26 protein-coding genes and 1 pseudogene are annotated in these 26910 nt (G+C 60.7%); 11 read left to right on the forward strand and 16 right to left on the reverse strand.

The window, feature by feature from the left end; translation table 11 throughout:
- Nucleotides 1-116 precede the first annotated feature (116 nt).
- The 3 genes from ACYQ14_RS05455 (at nucleotide 117) to ACYQ14_RS05465 (ending at nucleotide 2054) form a co-directional block, all read left to right on the forward strand.
- Nucleotides 117-707 (forward strand): 50S ribosomal protein L15e, encoded by a 591-nt coding sequence (locus tag ACYQ14_RS05455; protein ID WP_459885646.1) that lies wholly within the window; start codon nucleotides 117-119, stop codon nucleotides 705-707.
- 271 nt (nucleotides 708-978) lie between these two features.
- Nucleotides 979-1413 carry a universal stress protein gene (locus ACYQ14_RS05460; protein WP_459885649.1) on the forward strand — a complete coding sequence of 145 codons (435 nt, stop codon included), beginning with the start codon at nucleotides 979-981 and terminating at the stop codon, nucleotides 1411-1413.
- A gap of 212 nt (nucleotides 1414-1625) precedes the next feature.
- Nucleotides 1626-2054, forward strand: coding sequence for an arsenate-mycothiol transferase ArsC (locus ACYQ14_RS05465; RefSeq protein ID WP_459885652.1), 429 nt, complete (start codon nucleotides 1626-1628; stop codon nucleotides 2052-2054).
- A gap of 62 nt (nucleotides 2055-2116) precedes the next feature.
- Here ACYQ14_RS05465 and glmS read toward each other — a convergent pair whose 3' ends face one another.
- From glmS to thrS, 3 genes are all read right to left on the reverse strand, one after another.
- On the reverse strand, nucleotides 2117-2575 hold the full coding sequence (glmS, locus tag ACYQ14_RS05470; RefSeq protein ID WP_459885655.1) for a methylaspartate mutase subunit S: 459 nt from the start codon (nucleotides 2573-2575) through the stop codon (nucleotides 2117-2119).
- 221 nt (nucleotides 2576-2796) lie between these two features.
- Nucleotides 2797-3513 (reverse strand): phosphoribosyltransferase family protein, encoded by a 717-nt coding sequence (locus ACYQ14_RS05475; protein ID WP_283834437.1) that lies wholly within the window; start codon nucleotides 3511-3513, stop codon nucleotides 2797-2799.
- 99 nt (nucleotides 3514-3612) lie between these two features.
- On the reverse strand, nucleotides 3613-5568 hold the full coding sequence (gene thrS / locus ACYQ14_RS05480) for a threonine--tRNA ligase (protein ID WP_459885659.1): 1956 nt from the start codon (nucleotides 5566-5568) through the stop codon (nucleotides 3613-3615).
- 331 nt (nucleotides 5569-5899) lie between these two features.
- Here thrS and ACYQ14_RS05485 point away from each other — a divergent pair, with 331 nt between their 5' ends.
- Complete coding sequence (locus ACYQ14_RS05485; protein WP_459885661.1) at nucleotides 5900-6190, forward strand: DUF7322 domain-containing protein; 291 nt, start codon at nucleotides 5900-5902, stop codon at nucleotides 6188-6190.
- Nucleotides 6191-6287: 97 nt separating this feature from the next.
- Here ACYQ14_RS05485 and pyrE read toward each other — a convergent pair whose 3' ends face one another.
- Complete coding sequence (gene pyrE, locus ACYQ14_RS05490; RefSeq protein WP_459885664.1) at nucleotides 6288-6812, reverse strand: orotate phosphoribosyltransferase; 525 nt, start codon at nucleotides 6810-6812, stop codon at nucleotides 6288-6290.
- A gap of 130 nt (nucleotides 6813-6942) precedes the next feature.
- Here pyrE and ACYQ14_RS05495 point away from each other — a divergent pair, with 130 nt between their 5' ends.
- Nucleotides 6943-7914: an alpha/beta hydrolase gene (locus ACYQ14_RS05495; protein WP_459885666.1), complete on the forward strand. Its 972-nt coding sequence runs from the start codon at nucleotides 6943-6945 to the stop codon at nucleotides 7912-7914.
- A 27-nt stretch (nucleotides 7915-7941) separates the two neighbouring features.
- Here the strand turns inward: ACYQ14_RS05495 and ACYQ14_RS05500 are convergent, their stop codons facing one another.
- From ACYQ14_RS05500 to ACYQ14_RS05515, 4 genes are all read right to left on the reverse strand, one after another.
- Complete coding sequence (locus ACYQ14_RS05500; protein WP_459889990.1) at nucleotides 7942-8322, reverse strand: ArsR family transcriptional regulator; 381 nt, start codon at nucleotides 8320-8322, stop codon at nucleotides 7942-7944.
- Nucleotides 8323-8402: 80 nt separating this feature from the next.
- Nucleotides 8403-8948 (reverse strand): CDP-2,3-bis-(O-geranylgeranyl)-sn-glycerol synthase, encoded by a 546-nt coding sequence (locus ACYQ14_RS05505; protein WP_459885669.1) that lies wholly within the window; start codon nucleotides 8946-8948, stop codon nucleotides 8403-8405.
- A 70-nt stretch (nucleotides 8949-9018) separates the two neighbouring features.
- Nucleotides 9019-9225, reverse strand: a complete 207-nt coding sequence (locus ACYQ14_RS05510; RefSeq protein WP_459885672.1) for a hypothetical protein — start codon at nucleotides 9223-9225, stop codon at nucleotides 9019-9021.
- A 13-nt stretch (nucleotides 9226-9238) separates the two neighbouring features.
- Complete coding sequence (locus ACYQ14_RS05515) at nucleotides 9239-9586, reverse strand: hypothetical protein (protein ID WP_459885675.1); 348 nt, start codon at nucleotides 9584-9586, stop codon at nucleotides 9239-9241.
- Nucleotides 9587-9696: 110 nt separating this feature from the next.
- On the opposite strand from ACYQ14_RS05515, the pseudogene ACYQ14_RS05520 reads away from it, so the two are divergent.
- Nucleotides 9697-10359 (forward strand): annotated as a pseudogene (locus ACYQ14_RS05520) (DUF502 domain-containing protein); the annotation flags it as partial.
- Nucleotides 10360-10643: 284 nt separating this feature from the next.
- Here the strand turns inward: ACYQ14_RS05520 and ACYQ14_RS05525 are convergent.
- From ACYQ14_RS05525 to glpK, 8 genes are all read right to left on the reverse strand, one after another.
- The gene (locus tag ACYQ14_RS05525; protein WP_459885678.1) at nucleotides 10644-11573 is read right to left on the reverse strand and encodes a branched-chain amino acid transaminase; all 930 of its coding nucleotides are present in this window, start codon (nucleotides 11571-11573) and stop codon (nucleotides 10644-10646) included.
- A 127-nt stretch (nucleotides 11574-11700) separates the two neighbouring features.
- The gene (ribB, locus tag ACYQ14_RS05530; protein WP_459885681.1) at nucleotides 11701-12396 is read right to left on the reverse strand and encodes a 3,4-dihydroxy-2-butanone-4-phosphate synthase; all 696 of its coding nucleotides are present in this window, start codon (nucleotides 12394-12396) and stop codon (nucleotides 11701-11703) included.
- A complete protein-coding gene (locus ACYQ14_RS05535; RefSeq protein WP_459885684.1) occupies nucleotides 12396-13100 on the reverse strand; it encodes a DUF120 domain-containing protein in 705 nt (234 codons plus the stop codon). The genes ribB and ACYQ14_RS05535 overlap by 1 nt, the downstream gene beginning before the upstream one ends.
- 190 nt (nucleotides 13101-13290) lie before the next feature.
- On the reverse strand, nucleotides 13291-14268 hold the full coding sequence (gene twy1, locus ACYQ14_RS05540) for a 4-demethylwyosine synthase TYW1 (RefSeq protein ID WP_459885688.1): 978 nt from the start codon (nucleotides 14266-14268) through the stop codon (nucleotides 13291-13293).
- Between the two features lie 174 nt (nucleotides 14269-14442).
- Complete coding sequence (locus ACYQ14_RS05545) at nucleotides 14443-14769, reverse strand: hypothetical protein (RefSeq protein WP_283834451.1); 327 nt, start codon at nucleotides 14767-14769, stop codon at nucleotides 14443-14445.
- Nucleotides 14770-15198: 429 nt separating this feature from the next.
- Entirely contained in the window at nucleotides 15199-15879 is a 681-nt protein-coding gene (locus ACYQ14_RS05550) for an HAD-IIB family hydrolase (RefSeq protein WP_459885691.1), read from the reverse strand.
- Between the two features lie 107 nt (nucleotides 15880-15986).
- Nucleotides 15987-17054 carry a DUF7973 family transport facilitator gene (locus tag ACYQ14_RS05555; protein WP_459885694.1) on the reverse strand — a complete coding sequence of 356 codons (1068 nt, stop codon included), beginning with the start codon at nucleotides 17052-17054 and terminating at the stop codon, nucleotides 15987-15989.
- Complete coding sequence (glpK, locus tag ACYQ14_RS05560; RefSeq protein ID WP_459885696.1) at nucleotides 17051-18595, reverse strand: glycerol kinase GlpK; 1545 nt, start codon at nucleotides 18593-18595, stop codon at nucleotides 17051-17053. Before glpK ends, ACYQ14_RS05555 begins: the two co-directional genes overlap by 4 nt.
- A gap of 315 nt (nucleotides 18596-18910) precedes the next feature.
- Between glpK and glpA the strand changes: the two genes are divergently transcribed.
- From glpA to ACYQ14_RS05585, 5 genes are all read left to right on the forward strand, one after another.
- Nucleotides 18911-20593: an anaerobic glycerol-3-phosphate dehydrogenase subunit GlpA gene (gene glpA, locus ACYQ14_RS05565; RefSeq protein ID WP_459885699.1), complete on the forward strand. Its 1683-nt coding sequence runs from the start codon at nucleotides 18911-18913 to the stop codon at nucleotides 20591-20593.
- Nucleotide 20594: 1 nt separating this feature from the next.
- On the forward strand, nucleotides 20595-21965 hold the full coding sequence (glpB, locus tag ACYQ14_RS05570; RefSeq protein WP_459885701.1) for a glycerol-3-phosphate dehydrogenase subunit GlpB: 1371 nt from the start codon (nucleotides 20595-20597) through the stop codon (nucleotides 21963-21965).
- Between the two features lie 157 nt (nucleotides 21966-22122).
- Entirely contained in the window at nucleotides 22123-23517 is a 1395-nt protein-coding gene (locus ACYQ14_RS05575; protein WP_459889992.1) for an anaerobic glycerol-3-phosphate dehydrogenase subunit C, read from the forward strand.
- The gene (locus ACYQ14_RS05580; RefSeq protein WP_459885703.1) at nucleotides 23517-24665 is read left to right on the forward strand and encodes a Cdc6/Cdc18 family protein; all 1149 of its coding nucleotides are present in this window, start codon (nucleotides 23517-23519) and stop codon (nucleotides 24663-24665) included. The genes ACYQ14_RS05575 and ACYQ14_RS05580 overlap by 1 nt, the downstream gene beginning before the upstream one ends.
- Nucleotides 24666-24727: 62 nt before the next feature.
- Nucleotides 24728-26809, forward strand: a complete 2082-nt coding sequence (locus ACYQ14_RS05585; RefSeq protein WP_459885706.1) for a hypothetical protein — start codon at nucleotides 24728-24730, stop codon at nucleotides 26807-26809.
- The last annotated feature ends 101 nt before the right edge of the window (nucleotides 26810-26910 follow it).

A 26910-nucleotide genomic window follows, 5' to 3' on the forward strand; every position in this document is an offset into this window, starting at 1 on the left:
TCGCTGGTCCGCGGGCGACAGCGGGCACCTGTTCGACTATCGTCACAGGTCGGGATGTGGAACGCACGAGATTGTCTCGATGAGTTCTGAACCAGGAAACGCCCGCAGATACACAAATGGCACGAAGCTTCTACTCCCACATCAAGGAGGCATGGAAGAACCCGGGCGACGGAAAGCTCGGTGAACTGCAGTGGCAGCGAAAACAGGACTGGCGCAAAGAGGGCGCAATCGAGCGTATCGACCGCCCGACGCGACTGGACAAGGCGCGCGAACTCGGCTACAAGGCCAAACAGGGAATCGTCCTCACGCGCGTCTCGGTCCGCAAGGGAACCGCTCGGAAACAGCGACACAAGGCGGGTCGACGAACGAAACGCCAGGGTGTCAACCGAATCGGTCGACGCAAGAACATCCAGCGGATGGGTGAAGAACGCGTCTCCCGAAAATACCCCAACATGCGGGTTCTCAACAGCTACTGGGTCGGAGAAGACGGCAGCCAGAAGTGGTTCGAAGTGATCCTCGTCGATCCGAACCACCCGGCCATCGAGAACGACGATGATCTCGGCTGGATCTGCAACGACAACCACACCAACCGCGCGTTCCGCGGCCTCACCAACGCGGGTAAATCGAACCGCGGACTTCACACCCGCGGCAAAGGCGCAGAGGATGTCCGTCCGTCGAACAACGGCGGTAGCACCGACGCGAAGTAAACCGCCGATTTCTCGATTTTGAGACACTGCCGGCTGTAACTATGTGGAGATTCTCGTACCCCGGGGCGACGAGAATCGTAAACGACGTACAGCCGACAGTATACCTCGTCTCGAGAGATTTCTCTCTCGAGTGCCCGATACCACCCAACGGCCGCAGCGCTTCCACTCGAACCGTACCCCGACGCCGCACGAGAGACATAGAGATACCGAGAAAGACAACCAGCCGGGAATCGGGCAGACACTTATTTTGTTCCCGACCGTATTTTCGCGTATGAGCAAACGCATTGTCGTCCCGGTTGATAACTCGGACCGTTCGACCGACGCACTCGAGTTCGCTGTCACCGAGTTCCCCGACGCCGACATTACGGTGTTAAACGTCCTCGACCCGGGAGACTTCTACGCGGCAACTGGCATGGAAGGCGGAGCGATGGCCAACTACGACCAGATCCAACAACACCACGAGAACCAGGCCGACCAGATCTTAAAAAACGCCAGCGAACTCGCCGCCGAACACGGGGTAGAGATCGACACGGACCGCGTCATCGGCGGTATCTCTCGCTCGATCGTCGATTACGTCGAGGAACACGAGGCCGATCAGATCATCGTCGGGAGCCACGGCCGGACCGGTGCGAGTCGGATTCTCCTGGGAAGCGTCGCCGAAACGGTTGCGCGCCGATCACCCGTTCCGGTGACGATCGTCAGGTAACCCCCGGTTCTCGAGCGGAAGTGATGCGATTCGAGCCGAACGTCGGCAACATGAAGAAGAATCTGGCGACAATCGCGCCCAGTTTCCCGGCGTAGGGCCACCCCATGAATATGATCTCGTCCGCACCGCCGCAATCGACGGTCAGGACGACTACGTTTCACACAATAGCAGTCATACGAACGGTTACGGTGGTCGACCCCCTGACGTCGATTATGTCCGCAGATCCAGTTCGAATCGGATTCGTCTGCGTCCAGAACGCCGGTCGGAGTCAGATGGCGACCGCGTACGCGGAACGCGAGCGCGACCGACGAAACCTCGAGGACGACGTCGAAATCCGTTCGGGAGGAACCCACCCGGCCGACTCCGTCCACGACATCGTTCTCGAGGCGATGGCCGAAGAGGGGATCGACCTCGCCCAGCGCGAGCCTCGAGAGATCTCCGAGGCGGAACTCGAGTCGTGTGCGTACGTCGCGACCATGGGCTGTTCGACGCTCGAGATCGACGCCGAAACGGACGTTCGAGATTGGGACCTACCGGACCCTCACGGGCGAGCGCTCGAGGAAGTCCACGAGATCCGTCAAGAGGTTCGGAGGCGGGTCGGTGATTTGTTCGACGAACTCGAGAAAGCCGAACTGCGGTAACGAATTGCTCAAAATTGATTGATAGGAGCGAACACCGAGTCACGTGATTGGTTCGTTCGGTGCTACACCGAAACGGTCTGGGTGCGTTCGCGCTCGGATTCGGACTCCGGTGGTCGAATGTCGAGATCAGCGCGCAGCGCCTCGATCGCGTCTTCGGGATCCGTTTCGGAGTTGAAGACACGGTCGAAGCCCATCCCGCGGAACTTCTCTTGGGTTTCCTCGAAGTCGTTCTGGCCGACCGAGAGGTTTCCACCGATGTAGGTCGTCACGTCCTCGAGGTCCGCGTCCGCGACTCGTTCGTGGAATCCCTGACAGTCCTGTTCGGCGTGGCCGTAAAGCGAAGAGACGAGTACAGCTTCGGCGTTGTGATCCGTCGCGGCGTCGACGAACTCCTGCTGGGAGCTCTGGACGCCGAGGTTGATGACGTCGAACCCTGCCGCGTTCAGCGCCTGCTCGAGGATCGTAATGCCGACGACGTGCGCGTCGGAGCCGATCACGCCGAGGATAACTGTCTTCGTCATTGTCGTACTTCGATGGTCAGCGGGGACGTACATAAACCTAATGATTCATCATGTTATATCCTCACGCACGGCGATTTTTTGGCCTCAGCCGTCGCTATCGGGAGAACGTTAACGAAAGATCAACAAAATCACGAGAAGCGCCGCCGTTCGTCACAGACGGTTGGGAATGTCAAGTTCGGTGGGCCGACTCGAGCGATCGCCCCGCTCCGATCCACCCACGATTACGCCTTCACGGTAGTGAGCGCATCGACGACCGAATCGGTCCGTCCGCGTGCCCGTTCGATACCGTCGTCGCCCGCCGCGATCAGCGCGAACACGCCGGCGACGTTCGCGTCCGCCGTTTCGACGATATCGAGGAGCAGTTCCTGCGTCTCGCCCGATCGGATGAGGTCGTCCACGACCAGAACGGATTCACCCTCGCCGACCGAGGATTCCGGCAGATAGTAGGTGATCTCGATGCCGGAGTCGAGCCGCTCGCGGGCTTCGATGAACTCCTCGACTGCTGTCTCTTTTCGTTTTTTCGCGTACGCACACCGCGTTCCGTAGTAGCTCGCGAGCGCCGCCGCGAGCGTGATGCCGTCGGTTGCGGCCGTGAGAACGACGTCCGGCCGCTCGAAACCAAAACTGTCGGCGACGACGGGGGCCGCGAGGTTCAAAAACGGCTGATCGAAGACCACGCCGGAGTTATCGACGTATCCTTCGCCGTCGACCTGGATCCGCGCCTCGAGCTCCTCGGCGAGGGCTTCCTTCCCGAGATCCTCGACGACGGCCCGAGCGCGGTCGGTCCCCGGTAACACGTGGCCGTTGACGTACCGATTGAGGTCGCCCGCCGGAAGGCCGGTCTTGGCCTCGAGTTCGTCGTAGGTGCGGGTTTCCTTGAGCATGCACAACACGTCGACGGCGCGCAACTGGAGGGCTGCTTTCTCAGCTCTGTTCATATGGATATGCACGATTCCACAAATATGGATATTTCGAAAGAGCGAAGCGGAAGAATCAGCACGAAAGTGTGAACGAATGGGCGCGGCGATTCCGTCGAGTTACTCCTCGAGGAAGTCTGGCTCGGGTCGCTTCTCGTCGCGCTCGGCCTCGAGGTGCGCTCGGAACGAATCGATATCGACGTCGTACTCCTGTTCTTCGAATCGGTCCCGTACCGAAATCGTGCCGTCGTCTTCCTCGTTGTCACCGACGATGATCTGGTAGGGCACGCGGTCGTCGTGGGACGCGCGGATCTTTCGCTCGAGCGTCGAATCTCGGTTGTCGACCTCGATGCGGAAGTCTTCGAACTCGTTGGCGACGCGGTGGGCGTAGCCGAGGTTCGAATCCGAAATCGGGAGCACGCGGATCTGTTCGGGCGCGAGCCAGAACGGGAAGTTGCCCTCGTAGTGCTCGATGAGCATCATGAAGAAGCGTTCGTAGGAGCCATAGAGGGCCCGGTGGATCATGACCGGGCGGTGCTCTTCGTTGTCCTCGCCCACGTAGGAGAGGTCGAAGCGCTCGGGCATGTTGAAGTCGAGTTGGACCGTCGGCCCGTCCCAGTTGCGGCCGATGGCGTCCTCGAACGCGAAGTCGATCTTCGGCCCGTAGAACGCGCCGTCACCCTCCTCGACCTCATACTCGAGGTTACGCTTCTCGAGCACCGATCGGAGCTGGGATTCGGCCTTCTCCCAGATTTCGTCGCTCCCGACGCTCTTCTCGGGTCGCGTCGCGAGTGCCATCTCGAACTCGAGGTCGAACGTCTCGAGGACGTCGGTGATCATGTTGATGATCGTCTCGACCTCGTGTTCGATCCCCTGGGGCTTGACGAACAGGTGACCATCGTCGATGGTAAAGGCCCAGACTCGCGAGAGTCCGGAGAGTTCACCTCGTTGTTCCTTCCGGTACACCTTCCCGTTTTCTGCGTACCGAACCGGCATGTCCCGATAACTCCAGGAGTGATCCTGGAAAATAGCGGCGTGGCCGGGACAGTTCATCGGCTTCAGGCCGAACTCGTCGTCGCCTACGTCGAAGATGAACATGTCGTCCTCGTAGTTCTCGTAGTGACCCGAACGGTGCCAGAGGTCCGTCTTGAACACGTGGGGCGTCTCGACGTAGTCGTAGCCTGCGTCCTCGTTTAGTTCCTCGACGAAGGACTCGAGTTCCCGGAGGACCGTTTTCCCCGGCGGATGATACAGCGGGAGGCCAGGACCCGTGACGTCCTGGATCGAGAACAGATCCATCTCGTTGCCGATCTTGCGGTGATCCCGCTCCTCGGCCTCCTCGAGGCGATTGAGGTAGTCCTCGAGGTCGGATTCGTCTTCGAAGGCCGTGCCGTAGATCCGCGTTTGCATCGTGTTGTCCTCGTCGCCGCGCCAGTACGCGCCAGCGATCTCGAGGAGTTTCACGGCCCCGATTTCGCCCGTCGACTCGACATGGGGGCCGGCACAGAGGTCCTCCCACTCGCCCTGACTGTAGAAGGTGACCTGCTCACCCTCGGCGGCGAGTTCCTCGAGTAACTCGAGTTTGTACGGCTCATCGGCGAGCCGTTTCTCGGCCTCTTTGACCGAGACCTCCTCGCGCTCGATCTCGTAGTCTTCCTCGATGATCTCTTCCATCTCCGCCTCGATGGACTCGAGATCCGATTCGTCGATATCGAGGTCGTCGAAGTCGTAATAAAAGCCGTCGTCCGTTGGCGGACCGATCGCGAGTTTCGGGTCGTCGTAGTGGCGTTCGACGGCCTGTGCGAGACAGTGAGCCGCCGAATGGCGCATGACTCGCAGAGATTCGTCCGATCCCTCGGTGATGATCTCGAGTTCCGCGCCGTCGTAGGCGGGTGCTTCTTTTGCGACGAGGTCGCCGTCTAACTTCCCGGCGACCGTATCCCGACCGAGTCCGGGGCCGATCTCGTAGGCGCAGTCTTCGACCGTCGCGCCGGCGTCGACCTCGAGCTCCGATCCGTCGGGGAGGACGACGACGATCTGTTCCTGTGATTCTGCTTGTGAGTCTGGTTCTGACATGGCTGTGGCTGTGTGTTGTGGTTAAGTGGCGGGACTCCGTCGAGAAGTCCGGTGGTGTCGCGCACGTGCCGTTCGTCGAACGACCGAATTCGAGACGACGAACGATAGGTGAGTGTTAAAAGCGGGCGAACGGCCCTGTAAAACGGACACCTACCATCGTGATTACGCGTAGTCTCGAGTAGGTTAAAAGCGTTGTGATGGTGAAGCGGTGAACGAGCCCTCGCAGGCGTCCGGAGAGCGGTTACAACGGCGGTCGTTCGCAGATCAACGACCGCTATCGGGGACCGGTGTAGACTGAACTGTTTTCAGGCCTCGAGCAGTTCGTTCACCCATGGTGTTCGATCCGTTCCCGTTCGAGGAAGACGACGAGGATTCGTTCCCGCTGGGAGACGAGTCGTCGGACGACGCCGCGTTCGAGGAGGACATTCAGAAGATCCCTCGGGAACGGTTGATGACCTTCGTCTACATTCTGGTGCTCGTCCAGGCCGGCCTGCTGGCGGGAAGTCTCGGGTTGATGCTTTTGGCGATCCAAGGGCAGGTGCTCGTCGGCGGGGGCCTCGCCGTCGTCGGCGTCCTCGCGTTCGCGCTCGCGGCGTACCGATATTACAGCCACAAAGAATGAACGGGACGACCGAGGAGCGAATTCGACATACCGGTGTTGGGCGATCAGCTCCGTCGATCAGCGAGACGCTACCACGATCACCGGGATTCCAACACGATCATCGGGACTCCAGCAACTCGCTCGCGGTCACGAGCGACTCCATCTCTACGCCCGCCTCTTCGACATTCTCTCGGCCACCCTCCTCGCGGTCGACGACGACGAGCGCCCGTTCGACCGTCGCCCCCGCATCCCGAAGCGCTTCGACGGCGTCGACGAGACTCGTTCCGGTCGTCACGATATCTTCGACGACGACGACCTCTTCGCCCTCCTCGAGTCGCCCTTCGACCAGATTCGCGGTTCCGTACTCCTTTCGTTGCTTGCGCGCGATAACGTAGGGAACACCCCCGGCAACGCTGGTCGCAGCGGCCAGCGGGACGCCCCCGAGTGCGACGCCGCCGAGTTTGTCGCCCTCGAGGAGTCGATCCGCGAAGGCTTCGGCAATGGCCTCGAGACAGTCGGGATCGGTTTCGAAGAGGTATTTGTCGACGTAGTACTCGCTGGTTCCGCCGTGGGAGAGTTCGAACTCGCCGAACCGAACTGCATCGGCCGCACTGAGCGCCTCGATGAGATCCTGATTGGTCATGCTCGAAGCAGTGGCCCGAGACGAGATAAGCGGTGTGGAACGCGATCGATCGGACCGGCAGTTCGACGAACGGAACGACTGGATTTCCGCCGGACGTATCTTTTTAGCTCGAAACGAAGTATACAGAACGATGACAGCATCCCGAGCCGACGAGCCCCATCCCGACGTGCAGACGTTTCTCGAGGTCTACGAATCGATCGACGCACCGGACTTTAGCGATCTACCGCCGAAGGCTGCTCGAGGGCTCTTCGAGGACATGATCGATCGCGGCGACTCACCGATCGAACTCGCGTCGGTCGAGAACCGCAGTATCGACGGCCCCGACGGCGACCTCCCGATCAGGATCTACGAACCGACCGCCGAACCCGAGTCCGAACGACCGCTGCTCCTGTACTTCCACGGTGGTGGGTGGGTCATCGGCAGCATCGACACCCACGACGGAACCTGTCGAAAGCTCGCCGCGGATTCGGGCTACCCCGTCGTCAGCGTCGATTATCGACTCGCACCGGAACAGCCGTTTCCCGCCGGATTGCGGGACTGTTATGCCGCCCTCGAGTGGGCCGCCGACGCCGCGTCCGAACTCGAGGCCGACCCAGAACGGATCGCCCTCGCGGGCGACAGCGCCGGTGGCAATCTCGCCGCTGGGACGGCGCTGCTGGCACGCGATCGAGACGGTCCAGCGGTCGCCGCCCAACTGTTGGTCTATCCTGCGACCGGTGATGTTACCGAGATGGATTCCTACGAGGAGAACGCGGAGGGGTACTTCCTCACCGCGGACGAAATGAAGTGGTTCGAGGGACACTACTTCGAGAACGACGTCCAACGGGGGAACGTCTACGCCGCACCGCGACTCGCCGCCGACCTCTCGGAACTCCCGCCGGCGACGATCCTCACCGCCGGCTTCGATCCGCTTCGAGACGACGGTGCCGCCTACGCCAACCGGCTCGAGGAGGCTGGCGTTCCCGTCACCTACCACAACTACGACGACATGATCCACGGCTTCTTCGGAATGACCGAGGAGCCGACGAACTTCGATCGGGCTCACAAAGCCCACGACGACGCGATCGCGGATCTTCGCTCGAGACTGGAACCGAACGAGTAACACGCAAAAACGGCGGAAATAGACAGACTACGAGCTCGGACGCGGCATCTCCTGAAGTTCTTCGATCTCCCCCGTCTTTTCGACGCGCTCGTACTGTCGTCGCCACGGGTCGCGCGGGAACAACCCGTTCTCGTCGAACAGCTCCCGTGCGTCGTCCGTGATTCGGTAGAACTTGTAGGGAAACCCTCGAGTTCGTTCCCCCGCTTCGATCTCGAGCACTTCGACGACGCCGACGCTCTCGAGAGTTTTCAGGTGATTTCTGATGGCGTCTTTCTCGAGACTCGGATTCATGTAATCGAGTTCGTCGACGCTCGGAGCGCCCTTCGGGTTGCCGATCACGTCGGCGATGAGATTCGCGCGGGGTTTGTCGGTGGCCTTCTGGAGCGCCTTCCACGTTTCAGGATTTATCTCCGGATTGGTTACTTACTTGAGATTAAGGCGTGATAACAGTACGGGTTTCAATCGTTTGCAGTCGTTTCCGGGCGTCGTTACCAGGGTTCGTTCTTCAAGCCGAGTTTGTACGCGATCATGTTCGTCGTCACGTGAAGCACCGGCGTGAGGACGACGACGACGAGGATGACGCCGAGGGTAAACCAATCGAAAAACCACTCGGGCGCGAGCAGCGCCGTCAGCGGCAGCGAGACGACGACGAAATCGAGCTGGTCGACACCGGGGAACATCGCACCGCGCTGGCGTCCAGTCCGTCGTTTCGCGAACGAAGCGAGGATGTCGCCGAGCATCGCTCCGCCGGCGAGTCCCAGCGCCGCGAGCGGGGTAAACTCCGGCAGGTCGAATCCGATCGCACTGCTAACATCGGGTGCGGCGACCGTCAGAATCCCCGCGAGTGCGAGCCCGGCGATCACGCCGGCGGCCGTTCCGCGCCAGGATTTGCCGTTCCCCAGCACGCGTCTGTCGCCCCAGGTCCGACCGCCGTCGATCGGTCGACCGCCGCCGGCCAACACCGCGGCGTTGTTCGGAATATAGGCGGGCAACATTACCCAGAACGCGATAGCGACTGTCTCGAGTATTGCCATATTCACCGGAAGGAACCGCCGTGTCTTAACCGCTGGTGATTCGACTCGAGAAGCACTTGCCACCTCGTCGTCAGTCTCCGCCGCGCATGCCGTGAATTTCGCGCCGAAGCGAGGCTGCGGAGATGCCGATGACTCCGCCGACGAGCGCGCCCGCGACAAACGTGTCCCACCCGCCCACCGCAGCGACACCCAGCCCGAACGCAAGCGGCGGGACGAACGCGAGCAAGACGAGTTCGATCGCGACGACCGTGGGATTCTTGGGTTTTGACTTCCCCATATCCGAGCTTCCCTCAGCTCTCGTCACCGTATCGCTCACGGAATCGGTCACTCACATGGGCGGGTAAGGGGCTCGAGTTCCGTCCCATCTTGCGGTGCATCCAGTACTGAACGACGGTCGGTAACGCGGAAACGATGAGGATCGGCGTGAACACCCACGCGTCCAGACTCCGCCCGCTGAGCAGCCACAACAGACACGCTGCGCCCGCAAGGCCGACGAGTCCCATCATGAAGGTATATAGAACGAAGAGACGCGGTGCCTCAGTGCGATCCCCGGAATCGTACAACCGTGTTTCGTACACACCGACGATACCGGCGAGGAGAAAAAGACACGAAATGATCGCGACGAATACGTTGTACATACGAGATGAATGTCTGTTCGATAGCATAAGCGTTAGCTTCGCGTCGCTGTCGACTCCCCCTCGCTCGGCAAAGGGAAGGGCTCTTAATCCCCTAGTGTGAGCTTCACTACATGGCTTCGTGGAAACGGGACTTTGCGAGCGGGCTCATCGTTCTCGGCCCGATCCTCGTGACGCTCTATGTCATCTACTGGGTTTACGGACTTATCGCCGGGCTGGTTCCTGGGCTTATTCTCGAGCCGTCCGCCCTCGAGCCGCTGATTCCGGGCGACAGCGCGGAGGCCCAACAGACCCGCGAACAGCTCGCCCAGTTGCTTCGCGTCCTCGTCGTACTGACGGTGTTTACGATCTTGACGTTCTCCGTCGGCTACCTCATGCGAACCACCGTCGGCGGGCTGTTCGAGCGAATCGTCGACGATATCGCAAATCGGGTTCCGGTGATGCGGGTCGTCTACAACGCCTCGAAGATGGCCGCCGAAACTGCCTTCGGCGAACAGGAATCGCTACAGAAACCGGTCAAACTCGAGACGTGGAACGGACTGCGGATGACAGCGTTCAAGACCGGGAAGGAAACTGACGACGGGCGGATCGTGCTCTTTTTGCCGACTTCGCCGAACATCACGACGGGATTCGTCATCGAAGTCGAGCCGGACCGTCTGACTGAACTCGACGAAGACGTTGAAGACGCGCTCACTCGAGTCTTGAGCGCCGGGTTCGGCGATGCGGAAAAGGACCGACGAATTGACGCGGGCGTCCCCATCGACGTCGTTGATGAACGGATGTCCGAAGTCAAAGAATCAGTCGACCAGCAAACCTCGGAGGTCAAAGAAACCGTCAGCGAACAGACCTCAGAGGTCAAGGGAACGGTGAGCGAACAGGCTTCGGAGGTCAAAGAAACCGTCAGCGAACAGGCTTCGGAAGTCAAAGATGCCGTCACCGACGAGCAAACGGAATCCGGTGAGAGCGACGTCTCATCCCAGCGCAGCGAGTGACCGAACCGGCGTCAGAATCCCGCCGGAGTTCTTAGAACGTAACGAACGAATGAATTGACAATAGCTACTTAGACGTAGTCGAACCACTCGTCGTACTCGTCGGTTCGGCGCTCGACCACTTCGAAGAATTTTGCCTGGAGCTCTTCGGTCACGGGACCGCGCGAACCGTTGCCGATAACGACGTTGTCGACTTTGCGGATCGGAGTCACCTCCGCGGCGGAGCCTGTAAAGAACAGTTCGTCCGCCGTGTTGAGTTCCCCTCGAGAGATCGAGACGTTGTCGTGGACGGTGTAGCCGAGATCTTCAGCGAGCGTGATCACCGTATCGCGTGTGATGCCGTCGAGAATTGACTCCGAAAGCCCGGGCGTGAAGATTTCGCCGTCTCGGACCATAAAGAGATTTTCGCCCGGCCCTTCGGCAACGGCCCCTTCCTTGTTGAGCACGATCGCTTCGGCGTAACCATTGCGGCGGGCTTCCTCGCCAGCGAGCATACTGTTGACGTAGAGTCCCGTCGTCTTCGCGTTCGTCGGAATCTGACTCGAGGCGTGTTTTCGCCAGGAGGAGATCATCACTTCGATGCCGTTCTCGAGGGCGTCTTCGCCGAGGTAGGCACCCCACGGCCAGACGGCGATTGCGGTTCTGGTCGGGCAGTCTTCGGGGCTCACGCCCAGCGAGTTGTAGCCGTAGAACGCGATCGGTCGGATGTAACATGAGGAAAGCTCCTGTCGCTGGATGAGGTCGACGGTCGCTTCCGTGAGTTCTTCGCGCGTGTGGTCGATCTCCATTTCGTAGGGCTTACAGGACTGGTAGAGCCGCTCTAAGTGTTCGTCCCAGCGGAAAATAGCCGGCCCTTCTTCGGTATCATAACAGCGTGCTCCCTCGAAGACGCCACTGCCGTAGTGAAGTCCGTGTGTCAGCACGTGGATCTGTGCGTCGTCCCAGTCGACAAACTCGCCGTCCATCCAGATCGTGTCGACATCCATCTCGTCGAATCCCATACGCAGGCAGACGGAACCCTCCGTAATGAACGTTCGCGGTTTCGGTCGACATCTTCGGCCGAGCGAATTCCGCGATCGGCGGTCAGAAACCGGCAGGTGAACCGAGATGGACGACGCGGCCGTCGAATCAGCCGAGTCGCTCGAGGACATCCCGGCCCTCGAGATACGCAAAGCCGTAGTGATTGGCGTACGCGCGGGCGTCAGCGGGTGTTAGTTCCGCACCCGTTTCGTCGTCGAGCATCTCACAGACGACGACTGCCGGTGGAAGCTCGGCGGCATCTGCAAGCGCTAGACCGAGTTCGGTGTGGCCTTCTCGTTGCTCGAGGAGTTCGGGAGCGGCTTTGAGGAGATGCACGTGGCCGGGAACGCGAAACTCCTCAGAGAAATTTGTCGTCGCGGGATCGGCGGCGGCCTCGCCGAGGGCCTGGATCGTCCTCGAGCGGTCGTCGTCCGTAATACCCGTGTAGGTATCTCGATGATTGACGGTAAAGGAGAACGAGGCTCGTTCGTCGTAGCCGAGTTCGTGATCGGCCGCCGCGGGGTGATCGACTTCGTCGGTGTAAAACGGCAGGTCGAACGTCTCGGTGACGTCGTGAGAGAGAGCGACGCAGACGAGTCCGCCAGCGTCGTTTCGCATCCGAGTGACGGCGTTCGGAGTCACGGCGTCAGCGTGATAGATCAGATCCGTCTCGCCTTCCCGATCCGCCGCGTCGTGAACGAGAACCGGATCGCCCGACCGGAGCGACTCGAGTGCATGCCGAAACTCGCTTTCGCCGGTCGTCGCTTCCCGAGCCTCCGTTCCCGATCCCGTTTCCGTCCGCATTAGCGATCACCCACGTACACGGTCACGTGATCGTCGTCCTCGAGGCCGAGTTCCTCCCGAAGCGTATCGGGTGCGATGACCTCGAGCTGATCGTCGTCGTGGTGCGTTCGTTCGGGTGCGATCGTGTGGGCGTTTTCGTAGGTCTCGCCGTCGGCCGTCTCGACTGTCGCCGGATAGCAGACCGCCGGGCCGTAGGTTCGATCGTCGTCCTCCCAGCCGTCGATCGGAACCGGCTCGAGTGAAGACATCGCGCTTCGGCGGCGAACGCTATCTTCACGAAGGTCGACGTTGAGCGTCCCCGGAAACGGATCGTAGCCGAGTCGCTCCTCGAACTGACGCTTGTATCCCGGGAGCGAGATGTAGTGACGACCCTCGCCCATCCCGCCGGTTATCGTTCCCTCGAGTTCGATCTCCGCACCCGTCTCGAAAACGCGACGGTAATCCTCGTACTCGGCTCGGAGCATTCCTTCGCCGCCGTCGGTGATCTCCACCCACTGGCCGTCGCTCACCGTCTCGCGCTCGAGGAGTCCACCGCTCTCGAGTCGCTGAAGGCGTCGCGAGGCAGTTTGATTCGATGCACCGAGCCGATCAGCAAGTGCAGAACAGGAGATTTTTACGTCGCCGGAGAGCCCGCCCTCCAAGGCGAGAAGCTTGAGCACGGCGAGTTCGTCGTGCCCGACGGCGGACTCGGTCGTCAGTGACATACCTTCGGCTTCGATTGGGTGACGTATAAGCATACCGGATGTGGAACACATCTCAAAACTGTGATGGGGTTTGTCGGCGTTTACTCGCAGTGCCTGATTCTCGCCCACTGCAGGCAAAAAGTCACCGATGCGAGAACGGCCCGCTCGAGCAGGGGGTACGTCGCCAGAGCAAATTTAGTGGGACCGACGGTTAGTCGCCGACAACCGGATCGTCGGCCCAGAACTCGCTGTCTTTTTTCAGTTTCGGCACCCAGGTGTCTTTCGTCTTCGAGAGTAACGCGACGTTCGAGGCGGGAACGTCTTTACACTCCGTAAACTCCGGCATGTACGCTTTGACTTCCTCTGCGAACTCGACGACGTCCTCGTGCTCGGGCATCGACGAGCGGTCGAGTCGGCCTCGAGAGTGGCCGACGTGCATGTACGCCTTGAGTTCGACGAAGTCCGGGTCCGCGCGCTGGTAGTACGCCGCGTAGAGATCCGGGCTGTGCATGTTTTCGCCGTTGATCAGCGTCGTTCGAAGCACCGTTCGGGTCTCGTCTTTGTCGGCGAGAACGTCCATCGTCTCGAGGAGTTTCTCCCAGGCGTCCTCTTCCATCGCTTTAACGACCTGATCGAAGGTGTGGCGTTCGGGCGCGTCGACGCTGATGTACAACTGCGTGGGGTCACACTCCCGGATAACTTCGGGGCGGGTACCGTTCGAGACCAGGAACGTGGTGATGTCTCGATCGTGGAACGCCTCAATGAGTTCCGGCAGGTAGGGATACAGCGACGGCTCGCCGTCAAGCGAAATCGCGACGTGTCGCGGTTCCATCGCCTGCTCGAACACGTCGTCGGGAACCTTCTCGTTGCCGCCAAAGCCCGAAAGGAGCTTCTTCTGGAGGGAAATCGAGGCGTCGACGACGGCCTCGGGGTCGTCCCACTCGACACCGTCGAGTTCGTACGCGTGGCCCGCGTGATCCCGCCAGCAGAAGACACAGCGTTCGTTACAGCGGACGACGGGGGTCATCTGGATGCACCGGTGGGACTCGATGCCGTAGTAGATATTCTTGTAACACTTGCCCTCCCCGCGCAGGGCGTTCGCGGTCCAGCCACACGTCTGGGCGGCCGTGTGGTTCTCGCTATGATAATCGGGGTCAGAGACCTGCAAGGTCTCGTCTGAATCGCTCATAGGCGAGCATTGCAGTGATGAGACAAAAGACGTGTGGTGACGGCTCGAGCGATGAGGGAGTTGTCACTCGAGGGAGTGGAGTGTAAAACCCGAGAAACGGCCGTCGTTTCCGGGTTGAAAAGTACGATTGTCGCCGAATGCATTCACCTTGCCAATCAATAGCCTATTACTGCCTTATGGCATGAGACTGCGGTGTTTCGCCTCGTGCCAGGCGTCTCGAGCGAACACCGTCGCTTTCTCAAACGATCCAGTCACTGGTGAGGCGTCGCCCGGCGAGCGATACGTCGCGATTAACGACCACATGATCGTCGTTGCGGCCGCGCCCATCGCCGAAAACGTCATCCCGAGCGTCGTAAACGTAAACGCGTACGCGGCACCGACCAGCATCGACGGCAGACTCGTTCCCAGGGGGACACGAGCACTTACATCACGCAACGTTGGCGCGAGGAAAACGATCGAAAGTGAGCTTCCAAGCATGAACACGAAGTCTTGCCACATCATCAAAACAACGTACTCGATGGAGCGTAAATATAGCCTTTGATTCAGAAGATGATTGTTGTAAATATATTCAATGAATATTGACTGTTTCGGCCGGAGAGCGCTTGCTAACGCCGGCATCCGCCGAATCCCACACGGTTATCAATGAGTGGTTGTCTCATCATTGCCGGGAGCTACTGCGCACTTCCGAGCGCACACCGCGCGCTCGAGCGGGATCATTCAGTCGCGCGACGAACGAGTATCGCGGCTCGAACCGTTCGAATATCCAACTACTCGTCGCTGTTTCGATCGTTCCAGCGGGTAAATCTCAGAGTGATCCCGTTCAATCACGTATTACTCGAGTGTTCGGTATTTCCCCCGTCGACCAACACCGCGACTCAGGGAAAACGCCGTCCGGAAAGTCGGACAAAAAACGGTCGGTCGAACAGCAGTTTACGCGGACCGAACCCGCTCGAGCACCCCTAGCGTCGCGTCAGCGTGAACGTCCTCGAGCACTTCGTCGGCGGCCCCTCGAGCCGCGTCATCGGCGTTTCCCACAGCGAACGATCGACCGACGACCTCGAACGTCGAGACGTCGTTTTCGGAGTCGCCGACGGCGACGGCCTCCTCGAGGTCGAGGTTCGTGTGTTCGGCGATGGTTCGAACGCCATCTCCCTTGTTCGGCGCTGGGTCTTTGACGTGGTAAGCGTAGCCCGTGTCGACGACCTCGAGACCGTAGCCGTCGGCGATTTCCCGAAGCGGTTCGACTGGCTGGTCGTGCTGGACCGCGATTTCGGTTTCCCGCCAGCGGTTGACGGTGTCCTCGGGCCCCCACCCGAGACTGTAGCCAGCGGCTTCGTACTCTCGCGCGACGGCCTCCGCGGCATCGCGGTCCGCCGTAAAGAAGACGTCGTCGCCGGTATAGACCGCGCCGCCGTTTTCGGCGACGACCAGTTCCGGAATGCCGGCGAAGTGACAGAGCGCGACGGGGTAGGGAAACGCCTTCCCGGTCGCGATCACGACGGGTGCCTCCCACTCGAGGAGCGGGTCGAAGAGCCGGGGATCGATTCCCCAGCCTTCGGGCCGGGTCAACGTGCCGTCGATATCGAGGACCAGCGGTGGGTCGCGTTCCATACGTAGTAACGAGTATTGTGGACCATATATTTTGCATCACGACTGCGGCCGAATCGGCCTCGCGTTCAATTTGGGTCGAAAATGAGATCGTAAATTGGTCGCCGCGCTTACAGCGTCGGGACCCACGACGCGTCGGGGAAGACCCCCGCGAAGTACAGAACTGCGACCAGCAGCGTCCCGAAGACGATCGCGGCCGCGGGCGGGTCGACGTGGGTGTCGCCGTGGGCGAAGAACACCCGCTGGAAGAGTTCGGCGAACAGCGCACAGATCACGCCGAAGATCAGCGCGACGATCAGCGCACCCGATTGGCCGACTCCGGCGATGACGGCGTCTCCGCTCGCCATCACGGCGAGTGCGGCCGTCCCGGCGGGGAGCGTGATGTGATGGGTTACCGGCACTTTCTCGATGCCAAGGTTAAGGAACAACAACGACGCCGCGCTGATTCCGAACGCCAGGAACGGGCTCTGACTCGCGATGGCGATCCAGCCGCCCAGAATGCCGGCGAACGCGCCGAGGGTGGCGACGTGTCCCCACCTGTACTGGTGTGGGAGCCACGGTTCGACGACGAACCGTCCCGTCTGGACGGGCCCACCACTGGCCGAATCAGTCGAGGATTCGGCGTGGACGACTTCCCCGCCGTCGGCCAATTTCCGGCGCTCCCCTCGCTCGAACGGACTCATGTCGAGAATATTGTTCCCTCGAACCGTCCCGATGATGCTGTAGCCCAGAATCAGTCGGTGGAAGATCGCCGAGAGGACGACACCCATCGCGATCGGATCGTACGGAAGCGCGAGGGTATCGGAGGCTACCTGTATCCACCAGCCGAGCAGTCCGAAGGAGGCACCGACGATCAGAACGTCGGGTTTTGTTCCGAGCGCCTGGGAGATGTTCTTCGCCTGATGGTAATCGCTGGCGAATCCGTCCATGTATCCGCGCCTCGCGGCGTAGGCCGTCGCCGCCACGCCGCCTGCGAAACTGACCGCCGGCGAGAACGCCGGTCCGAAGGCGATCTGGTCGGTGATGGCACCGTCACCGCCAGCGAGGACGGACGCCTCGCCGGCAATCACCATGAAGCCAGTGAAGACGAACGCCGGAAGCGGGCCGAACGCCGCGCCGAACGCGCCGCCGCCGAGCGCGGCGATCATGTTCGCGAGATCGAACAGCGCGTCGATCATTCTTCGACACCGTCCGTCGCCCAGTCGAGCGACCTGTCAACCGCGTCGGACCACCGACCGTACATTTCGTCGGCGTCCTCGGCGTCCATCTCGGGTTCGAACTGTCTGTCGATCTGCCAGTTATCGCGGAGTCCCTCGACGTCGCTCCAGTAGTCGACGGCGAGCCCGGCCGCGTAGGCCGAACCGAGCGCCGTCGTCTCGTCGACGACTGGCCGCGAAATTTCCGAGCCGATAATATCCGACTGAAGCTGACAAAGGTAATTGTTCTTCACCGCACCGCCGTCGACTTTCAGCGAGGTCATCTCGATGCCCGAGTCGGCCACCATCGCCTCCGCAACGTCACGGGTCTGGTAGGCGATCGACTCGAGGGTCGCCCGGACGATGTGTTCCTTACGGGTGCCGCGGGTCATTCCGAGGATGGTTCCGCGCGCACGTTGGTCCCAGTGGGGTGCGCCCAGTCCCGTGAACGCGGGCACGACGTAGACGCCGTCAGTGGAGTCGACGCTCCGAGCGAGTTCGGCGGTTTCAGAGGGATCGTCGATCAGGGAGATATCCTCGAGCCACTCGATCGCCGCCCCGGTGATGAAAATCGAGCCCTCGAGGGCGTACTGAACGGGTTCGCCCGAGCGCTGGAAGCCGATCGTCGTGAGCAGGCCGTGGTCGCTCTCGACGGCTTCGCCGCCGGTGTTCATCAGGAAGAACGAACCCGTCCCGTAGGTGTTTTTGGCCTCGCCGGCCTCGAAACACGTCTGGCCGAAGAGGGCGGCCTGCTGATCGCCGAGCGCGCCGGCGACCGGCACTTCCGCCTCGAGGAATCCGTCCGGATCCGTCGTGCCGTACGTCTCGTCGTCGCTCGAGGGTCGGACCTCGGGCAACATCTCGCGTGGAACGTCGAACTCTTCGAGAAGTTCGTCGTCCCATTCGAGGTCGTGAATGTTGTACAGCATCGTCCGCGAGGCGTTCGTAACCTCGGTGATGTGGTTCCCCGTCAGGTTGTAGATGAGCCAGCTGTCTATCGTACCGAACAGCACCTCGCCGCTTTCGGCCCGATCGCGGATGTCTTCCGGCCGGCTTCGTTCGAGCTTGATCGGATCCGCGTTCTCGAGGAGCCACTCCGCTTTCGTCGCGGAGAAGTAGGCGTCGGCCTCGAGACCGGTCTTCTCGCGAATCTCCTCGACCATGCCGTCTTCCTCGAGTTGCTCGACCCGATCCGTCGTGCGCCTGTCCTGCCAGACGATGGCGTTGTGGACTGGTTTTCCGGAATCTGCGTTCCAGAGCACCGTCGTTTCGCGCTGGTTGGTCACGCCGATGGCCTCGAGTTGCTCCGGACTGATCCCTGCCTGGCCAAGCGCCGTCGTGATGACGCTCTTTGTCGTTTCCCAGATTTCTATCGGGTCGTGTTCGACCCAGCCGGGTTCCGGATAGATCTGTTCGTGTTTCTCGTATGCGTTCGTAACGACCTGTCCGCCGTGGTCGAAGACGATAAACCGTGTTCCGGTCGTCCCCTGATCGACTGCGCCGACGTATGTTGAGTCTGTCACTGATGGTCACCCTGGAGCGGCACGCGATTTGTTTACTGCCGATCGCGTGTTACTGGTAAACAATATCTACGATCGTGATAAATGTTTCCGTACATACTGTTCGTTCGAAAGTCGACAACGAAGTTAAACACCAGATAAACCCGATCACTGGGCTACATCTCGGTTTATTCTGGGTTCTATTTCTCGCAAGATCAATCTGGATGCGGCTCCAACCCTGAGAGTGATCGGAAATATATCGTACCGGTAGGATTGTTATGGGCGGTATGGGAGCGTCGGTAAAATAAAGAGGGCTCGGGCCAACGTCTTGATGAAGGGATGGCACGCAATACGGCGGTTCTCGTTCTCGGCGGCGGCTCGACCGGCTGTGGAATCGCCAGGGATCTGGCTCGACGCGGCCTCGAGGTAACCCTCGTCGAGCGAGGAAATCTGACTGGCGGAACGACCGGTCGAATGCACGGACTCCTACATAGCGGGGGCCGGTACGCGGTTTCGGATCAAGCGAGTGCGACGGAGTGTATCGAGGAAAACGAAATTTTGCGGGATATCGCCGGACACTGCGTCGAGATGACCGATGGCCTGTTCGTCCAACGGCCTGAGGATCCCGACGAGTACTTCCGGAAAAAACTCGACGGATGTCGGGAGTGTAACATTCCCGCGGAAGTTCTCTCAGGCCGAGAAGCCCGAGAGGTCGAGCCGTATCTCGCGAGCGACGTCAAACGCGCGATCAAAGTCCCGGACGGGGCCGTGGATCCGTTCAGGCTCTGTGTCGCGAACGCGCTCGACGCCGAAAAGCACGGCGCGCGCATCGAGACCCACGCCGAGGTCGTCGACCTCCTTCGGGAGGGCGACGACATCTACGGCGTCGAAGTGAGACACGACTCGGGGCCCGGAAAACGAGTCCACAGCGCTCCCGGAAGCACCGAGGAGATCACGGCCGACTACGTCGTCAACGCGACCGGCGCGTGGGCCGGCCAGATCGGCGAGATGGCGAACCTCGAGGTCGCGGTTCGGCCCTCCAAGGGCGTGATGACGATCATGAACGTGCGGCAGGTCGACACTGTCATCAACCGGTGCCGACCGAAAGGCGACGCGGACATCGTCGTGCCCCACGAAACGACGGCGATTCTGGGGACAACCGACGAGGAAGTCGACGATCCCGACGACTACCCTGAGGAAAACTGGGAGGTCGACATGATGATCGATACGCTCTCGGAACTGCTCCCGATCCTCGAGGAATCCCGGACGATCCGCTCGTTCTGGGGCGTTCGACCGCTCTACGAACCGCCGGGGACCGGGACGCAGGATCCGACCGACATCACGCGGGATTTCTTCCTGCTCGATCACGCCGACAGGGACGGCGTTGCCGGCATGTCGACTATCGTCGGCGGCAAGTTCACCACCTACCGAGCGATGGCCGAGGAGATTTCGGATCACGTCTGTGATAAACTGGGCGTACGAGCGACTTGCGATACCGCCGACGCGGCGCTACCGGGGAGCGAGAACCTCGCGGTGCTCGAGGACGCGATGGACGACTTCGGGCTCCGATCGCCGGTCGCGCGTCGCAGCAAACAGCGTCTCGGGAGCAGATCCGCGGACGTTCTCGAGACGGACGATCCCAACCCGGTGATCTGTAACTGCGAAGGCGTCACGCGGGCTGAGATACAGGATGCGATCAGCCAATCCGGGTCAGACCTCAACGCCGTTCGGATCCGGACTCGAGCCTCGATGGGGAACTGCCAGGGCGGCTTTTGCTGTCAGCAGATGGCTTGCGAGTTACACCCCGAGTACGACGAGGAGACGACTCGAGCGGCGTTGGACGAACTCTTTCAGGAGCGGTGGAAGGGCGAACGCCACGCTCTCTGGGGAGAACAGCTCTCGCAGGCGATGCTCAACTACTCTCTGCACGCGACGACGATGAACCGCGACGGGGATCCGGCAAGCGCCGACGAGCGGGTAGCCTACGACGCCTTCGACGGCGGGCCAGGGGGGGATCGCTGAGATGGCCATCGAAGACGACGTGCTGGTCATCGGCGGCGGCCTGGCGGGCGCGACGGCCGCCCTCTCGGCGGCCGAACGCGACGCGACGGTTCGGCTCGTCAGTTACAAGCAGAGTACCCTCCGTCACGCCAGCGGCCTGATCGACGTGCTCGGCTACATACCGACGGGCGTCGACGAAGTGAACGACGGGGATGACGGGGGCGACGGCTCCGGAACGGAGACACCGTTGGTCGATCCGTTCGAGGCCATTCCGTCCCTCCCCGAAGGCCATCCGTACGAACGAGTCGGCCTCGAGACGGTACGCGAGGCGCTGTTGTTTTTTGATTCGATCGCCGGCGACGCCTATGCCGGCGAGCACACCGACGCGAACGCGCTCGTTCCGACCCACGGCGGCACCGTCAAACCGACCGCTCGGTACCCGGCGACGACCGCCGCGGGGATTGCAAGCGATCCTCGAGACGCCCTGTTGGTCGGTTTCGAGACCCTTCCCGATTTCGACGCCCCGCTGGCTTCGGCCCACCTTCAGGCGGCCGGGGTTCCCTTCGAGAGTCGCGGTATCACGCTCTCGTTCCCGGGAATACGGCGATCGGATGCGAAGATTACCCGGTACGCACATATCCTCGAGCGAGACGAGTCGGTCGATACGGGTGCCGGCGACGGACCCGCACGGGCGGCGCTCGCCCACGCGATCGGAACCGAACTCGAGGACGAATCCCGTGTCGGTCTCCCCGCAGTGTTGGGTGACGAACACGCAGACACCGTTCGCCGGGACCTCGAGGAACGACTCGGGATCGACGTCTTCGAAGTGCCGATGGGGCCGCCGAGTCTTCCCGGCATTCGACTCGAGGAACTGTTGTACGATGCGCTCGAGGAGGCGGGGGTTCGGGTGACGACGGGCGTTCCCGTCGTCGATTACGAGCCCGTTGATGGAGCGAACGGCTCCGATACGACCGAGCGAATCGACCACGTTGTCGTCGACCGAAACGGACAGCAGGTCCCCTACAGCGCACAGCAGTACGTTCTCGCGACGGGCGGACTGGTCGGCAAAGGCGTCCGATCCGATCGAGATCGAGTCTTCGAACCGATATTCGACTGTCACGTCGCACACAGCGCGGATCGGTACGACTGGTTCGTCGACGACGCCTTCGGCGACCACCCGTTCGCTCAATTCGGACTTTCGGTCGACCGAGAGCTCCGGCCGCTCGAGGAATCCGATAGGGGGAAGGCCGACGACATCGAGTTCTCGAACCTCCGAGCGGCGGGAGCGATATTGGGCGGGTTCGACGCCGCCGCGGAGAAATCCGCGAGCGGGGTTTCACTGGCGACCGGCTACGCGGCCGGAAGCCGTGCAGGCCAGGAGGCGAGCGAATGATAGCGGTTCGACCGACGGACGAAGCGGGCGGGCGGTGCGGTCGACGGACGGCGAGTGGTCGATACAGTCGACGGACGGCGAGTGGTCGATACAGTCGACGGACGGCGAGTGGTCGATCGATTATGCTGAGGACAAATCGACGGACGACGGTGATTCGATGAGCGATGCACAACAGCCAACGGACGACGGATCGGGAAGCGAGGAGTTCGAACCGGTACAAGTGTTTCCGGAGGCCGAGGAGATGGACCTTCGACCGGGTGCCGACGACTGTTACAAGTGCTCGACCTGCGACACGAACTGCCCCGTCGCCGAGGTCGACGACGAGTTCCCCGGACCGAAGTTCCAGGGCCCCGAACAGTGGCGACTCAAACGCCAGGAGGACCACGACATCGACGAGTCGGTGATGAAGTGTTCGAACTGTATGCGTTGTGACAACGCCTGCCCGTCCGAAGTACCCCTCTCGCAGATGCATAACACGGCAAGAGGCGAGTACGTCGAGGAGAACATGAGCAAGTTCTCTCGAGAGTACTGGCGGAATCGGCTGCTTTCGAACTACGGGACGATGGCTCGCATCGGGAGTAAAGTACCCCGCCTCACAAACTTCATGATGGGGTTGACAGTGACACAGGTCATAAACGAGAAGCTACTGGGGATCACGAGCGAACGGGAGTTCCCGTCGTTCGCGACGGAGACGTTCCGCGAGTGGTGGGAAACGCGAGGCGGACACGAGGCCTCGAGAGAGAACGCTCGAGACGCCAGAGAGAGACGAGACGACTCGAGCGCCGACGAAAGCAAGCGCGTTGCGTACTTCCACGGCTGTTATTCGAACTACAACACGCCCGAGGTCGGGAAGGCGATGGTTCGGGTGTTCGAACACTTCGGCTACGAGGTGCTGGTTCCGGACCAGCGGTGTTCGGGAACGCCGATGTACGCGAACGGGATGCTCGACGACGCCGAACGCGCCGCCGAGACGAACGTCGCCGAACTCGCCTCGGCGATCGAAGACGGCGCGGACGTCATCGCCTCCTGTACGTCGTGTTCGATGTCGCTTCGCCAGGAGTACCCCGAACTCTTCGATTTCGAGGGTACCGAAACGGTCGCTACCCACACCTGGGAAGCCCTCGAGTTCCTCCGGATTCACGAGGATCTCGAGGCCGAACTCGAGACAGCGAGCGTCGATATGTCGAACTTTGCCTATCACGCGCCGTGTCACGCGCGGAATCAGGGCCTCGATGGCCAGACCGTCGAGGTTCTCTCGTCGATCGACGGCGTGGAAGCCGAGGACGTCGGCGACTCGTGTTCGGGCATCTCCGGCACCTACGGGTGGAAAGAAGAGAACTACGAGACGTCGATGAAGATCGGCGGGGAGATGTTCGAGCACATGGAAGGGGCCAACGCCGAGTCCGGGATGACGGAGTGTCCGACCTGTGCCATGCAGATGGAACATGGAACCGGCTACGAGATCAAACACCCGCTCGAGGTGCTTTCTGCGGCGCTGACCGACTCCGAAACGCCGGAGGCATCGAAAGCGAGCGGAGAGGAAGCGGTGTAATGGATCTGCACGAACGAATCGGTCGGCGACAGTCCGCACACAACGGCGGACAGCTCGTCGTCGATCAAGCGTATCTCAGCCCCGCCGTCCACTCGTCCGAACCCGTCGGTCGAGGCTCCGTCCTCGAGCGCTGTCTGGACGTTCTCGAGCCGGTATTCGACGGCGAATTACCGCCGCCGATCGCAGTCATCGGACCGTCGGGGTCGGGAACCTCGGCGATCGTTACGGCGCTGTTCGCGGAGCTGAACGACACCTTCGGCGACGCGGGACGAGTGATCGGAACGTCAACGCGAATGGGCCGAACCGGACCGACGACGTGGTTCCTCTACATCGATGGCCGCCGGGTCAAGACGCCGTTCGCGTTCTACCGCGAAGCCCTTTCGACGATCACCGACGAGGCGGTTCCCGAAAGCGGGATTGGAACCGACGAGCTTCGGGAACGGTTTACAGCACGACTCGAGCGACCCAACCACCGCGCGGTCGTCGCGATCGATCACCACGACGAACCCGAAACCCTCGAGTACGAGCGCGTTCTCGAATTGCTCGAGCCAGTCAGCGATCACGTCGGAACCGCCGTTGTCGGCACGCGCGAACCCGACGAATGGCACGGATCGACGATAACGGCCCCGGCGTACCGCCAGCACGAACTCGTCGATATCGTCGCCGATCGGGCATCGACCGGCCTCGCCGCCGGTGCGCTGGACCATGATTCCATCCGCGACATCGCCGACTGGGCTGACGGAAGCGCTCACGACGCGCTCACAACACTGTACGTCGCAGCGGTCCTCGCAAACGACGATGATGCGACACAGATTCGCAATGAACACCTTGAGACGGCGATGGCAGACGTGCCGACGGACGGGATCCATATTGATCGAACGCTGACGTTATCGGAAAACCGCCAACAGGTTCTTCTAGATTTATTATCCGTTTCAGCCGAGTCGGAGCCGATCCGCGAGGTCGCACGCAAGATCGAATCGGAGTCATCAGTGACTGCGAGTACCGTCACTCGATTTCTGTACGAACTCGCGGATCGCGGGGTTCTCGAGCGTGTTGGACTGCCGTCGACGGGCTCCGGACGTCGCCCAAGTACGGTCGAACCGCGATTTTCACCGATCGCGTTTCGGTCGCTCGTCGCGGTGCGGTAACGAATCAACGAGCGGTTATTTTTTGTAGTCTGCACACAAATGATAGATAGTGAAGAGGTAGTATGAGTATTGAATTCGAAGACACGACAGAACCAACCGGGCTCGAAGTATATGATTCGATCGAGCAACGGCGTTTACAAATTAAGACCTCCAAACCTATTTCTCCGACGCCGGTGCCGACGGAAAACTTCCATTTTCCCGTGGATAAATCCTGTACGTTCGAAACGACCGAACTCGTTTTCGATCAACTCTATTCTGTCACAATTCACAACGAAACGGGTCGAGCAGTACAAAATTTAGATGCGGGTGATTCGATTAGTTTCGATGATGGAACGCAGTTTGTCGGCCTCAGTGGGCCTATTCGGTTGTACGTGCAACTCGATTGCCCGGCTATGATACAAGTGGGGATGAAGTCGATTCGAATATCGCTCGGTGCCGAAACGACCGTCGGACTCGGTATGAGATCGCTTCACGAACACCCCGCCGAGACGATCACGACTCCCCGCGAGATAGAACCGATGATGAAAGCGGTCTCGGCGTTTCCTTCGGCGCTAAAAACGACGAGTCCGGAACGGGCGTGGCCGACGCTCCGAGGGCATCCTCCGCTCGTCGAACTCGGAGACGAACTGCAGATTCCGGACGCGATCGACCAACCGGATAACGACATTCGGATAACGATCCCGCCGGACTACCGGAACCTGTTTTACGCCGCCCCGCTCGCGTTTTATCTCGGAGCGACCGTTCGGCCAGGGTCCGAGCCAACACTCGAAACAGCTGAATTCGACTATTCACTCGGGTCGGAGTGTGAGTTAGAAGACGAGTTCGCTCGACTACTAAAACAGATCTTCTTCCTCGACTGCTTGACCCGAACTGAAGGTATTTTCGGGAACAAACTTCACGAACGAACGACACTGGAGGGAGAGATTCCGTTCGACCTCGCCGAGACGTACTCGCTATCACTGTCCGAACAGCTCGAACGATATCTCGACATCCCGTACGGTTGGATCGAACAACATATTCCTCGCTGGCCGCTGACCGCCCACCTTCCGTCCACTCCTTCGAACGTCGAACTGCTTCCGTTTATCGTCAACGAGCTCGGAATCATCCGCGAAACTCGAGGGAATTCGAGACAGCAGGTGGCTCGACAGGATCCAACAAACGCCCAATTCGTCCGCTCGGCGAGTGAGTACAGGACCGAAAATCCCGATCTGCCGTCGAACGGTTCACCGTTCGTCACACCAAGCGTCACCGAAGAATCCATCGAACACGCGTGGTTCGGTGACGATATCCCGCTCAGTGCGTCGAAAGCGTCGATCGAAGCCTATCGAAGCCAATTATCCCGCGGGTCGCTCCGCGAATCGATCGAGATATTGCTCGTCTGTAACGACGCACGGATGACGGACGAACACGATTTTCTGGACCAAACCTACGGAAATCGCGAAACGCTTCCGTTCGACATCGACTCCGAGTTCGGCGTCAGTACGGATCGCCTCGCAGAACTGCTGACTGACGGCGGCTACGATTTCGTCCACTATATTGGCCACGCCACCGAAGACGGTATCAAGTGCCTGGATGGAGATCTCGACGTGAGAACGCTCGAGTCAGTTGATGTCGGGGTTTTCTTCCTGAACGCCTGTCGCTCGTACGAACAGGGACTTGCACTCACTCAACGTGGGGCACACGGAGGCGTGAGTACGTACAACGACGTTATAAACGAGTACGCCGTCGAAACCGGCGAAATGATGGCTCGATTGCTCAACCGTGGCTTTTCGCTCCGAGGCGCGCTCGAGATTACTCGAGAGAACTCAACGCTCGGTGACGAGTATCTCATCGTCGGCGACGGTTCCGTGGATATCGCCCAAACTGAGGGGGGAGCTCCGTCGATCATCTCCCTCGAGGAGCACGACGATTCCGAGTTCGGGTTCGCACTGCAGTCGTATTCGACGAAGGAATTTAAACTCGGTTCGGTGACGGCATCTGCACTCGAAGCTGTCGACGATTTGCACCTAAGTCCTGGACAGCCACCGGCCTCGAGGGTTGAAAAACAGCCGTTAGAAGAGTACCTCACCTGGACGGAACTGCCCGTTCTAATCGACGGCGACTTGCGGTGGAACGACGGTATCGGACCGCTCCCGATTAACTAAAGAGACTTAATGCGACACCGAAAAAGACTGCTGATGCGAGTCTGACAAAGTCTGATGAACCGAGTGTAGAAACGCTCCTCGAATATTCGTACCATATCGGA

The organism is Halostagnicola bangensis (genome assembly GCF_054653435.1).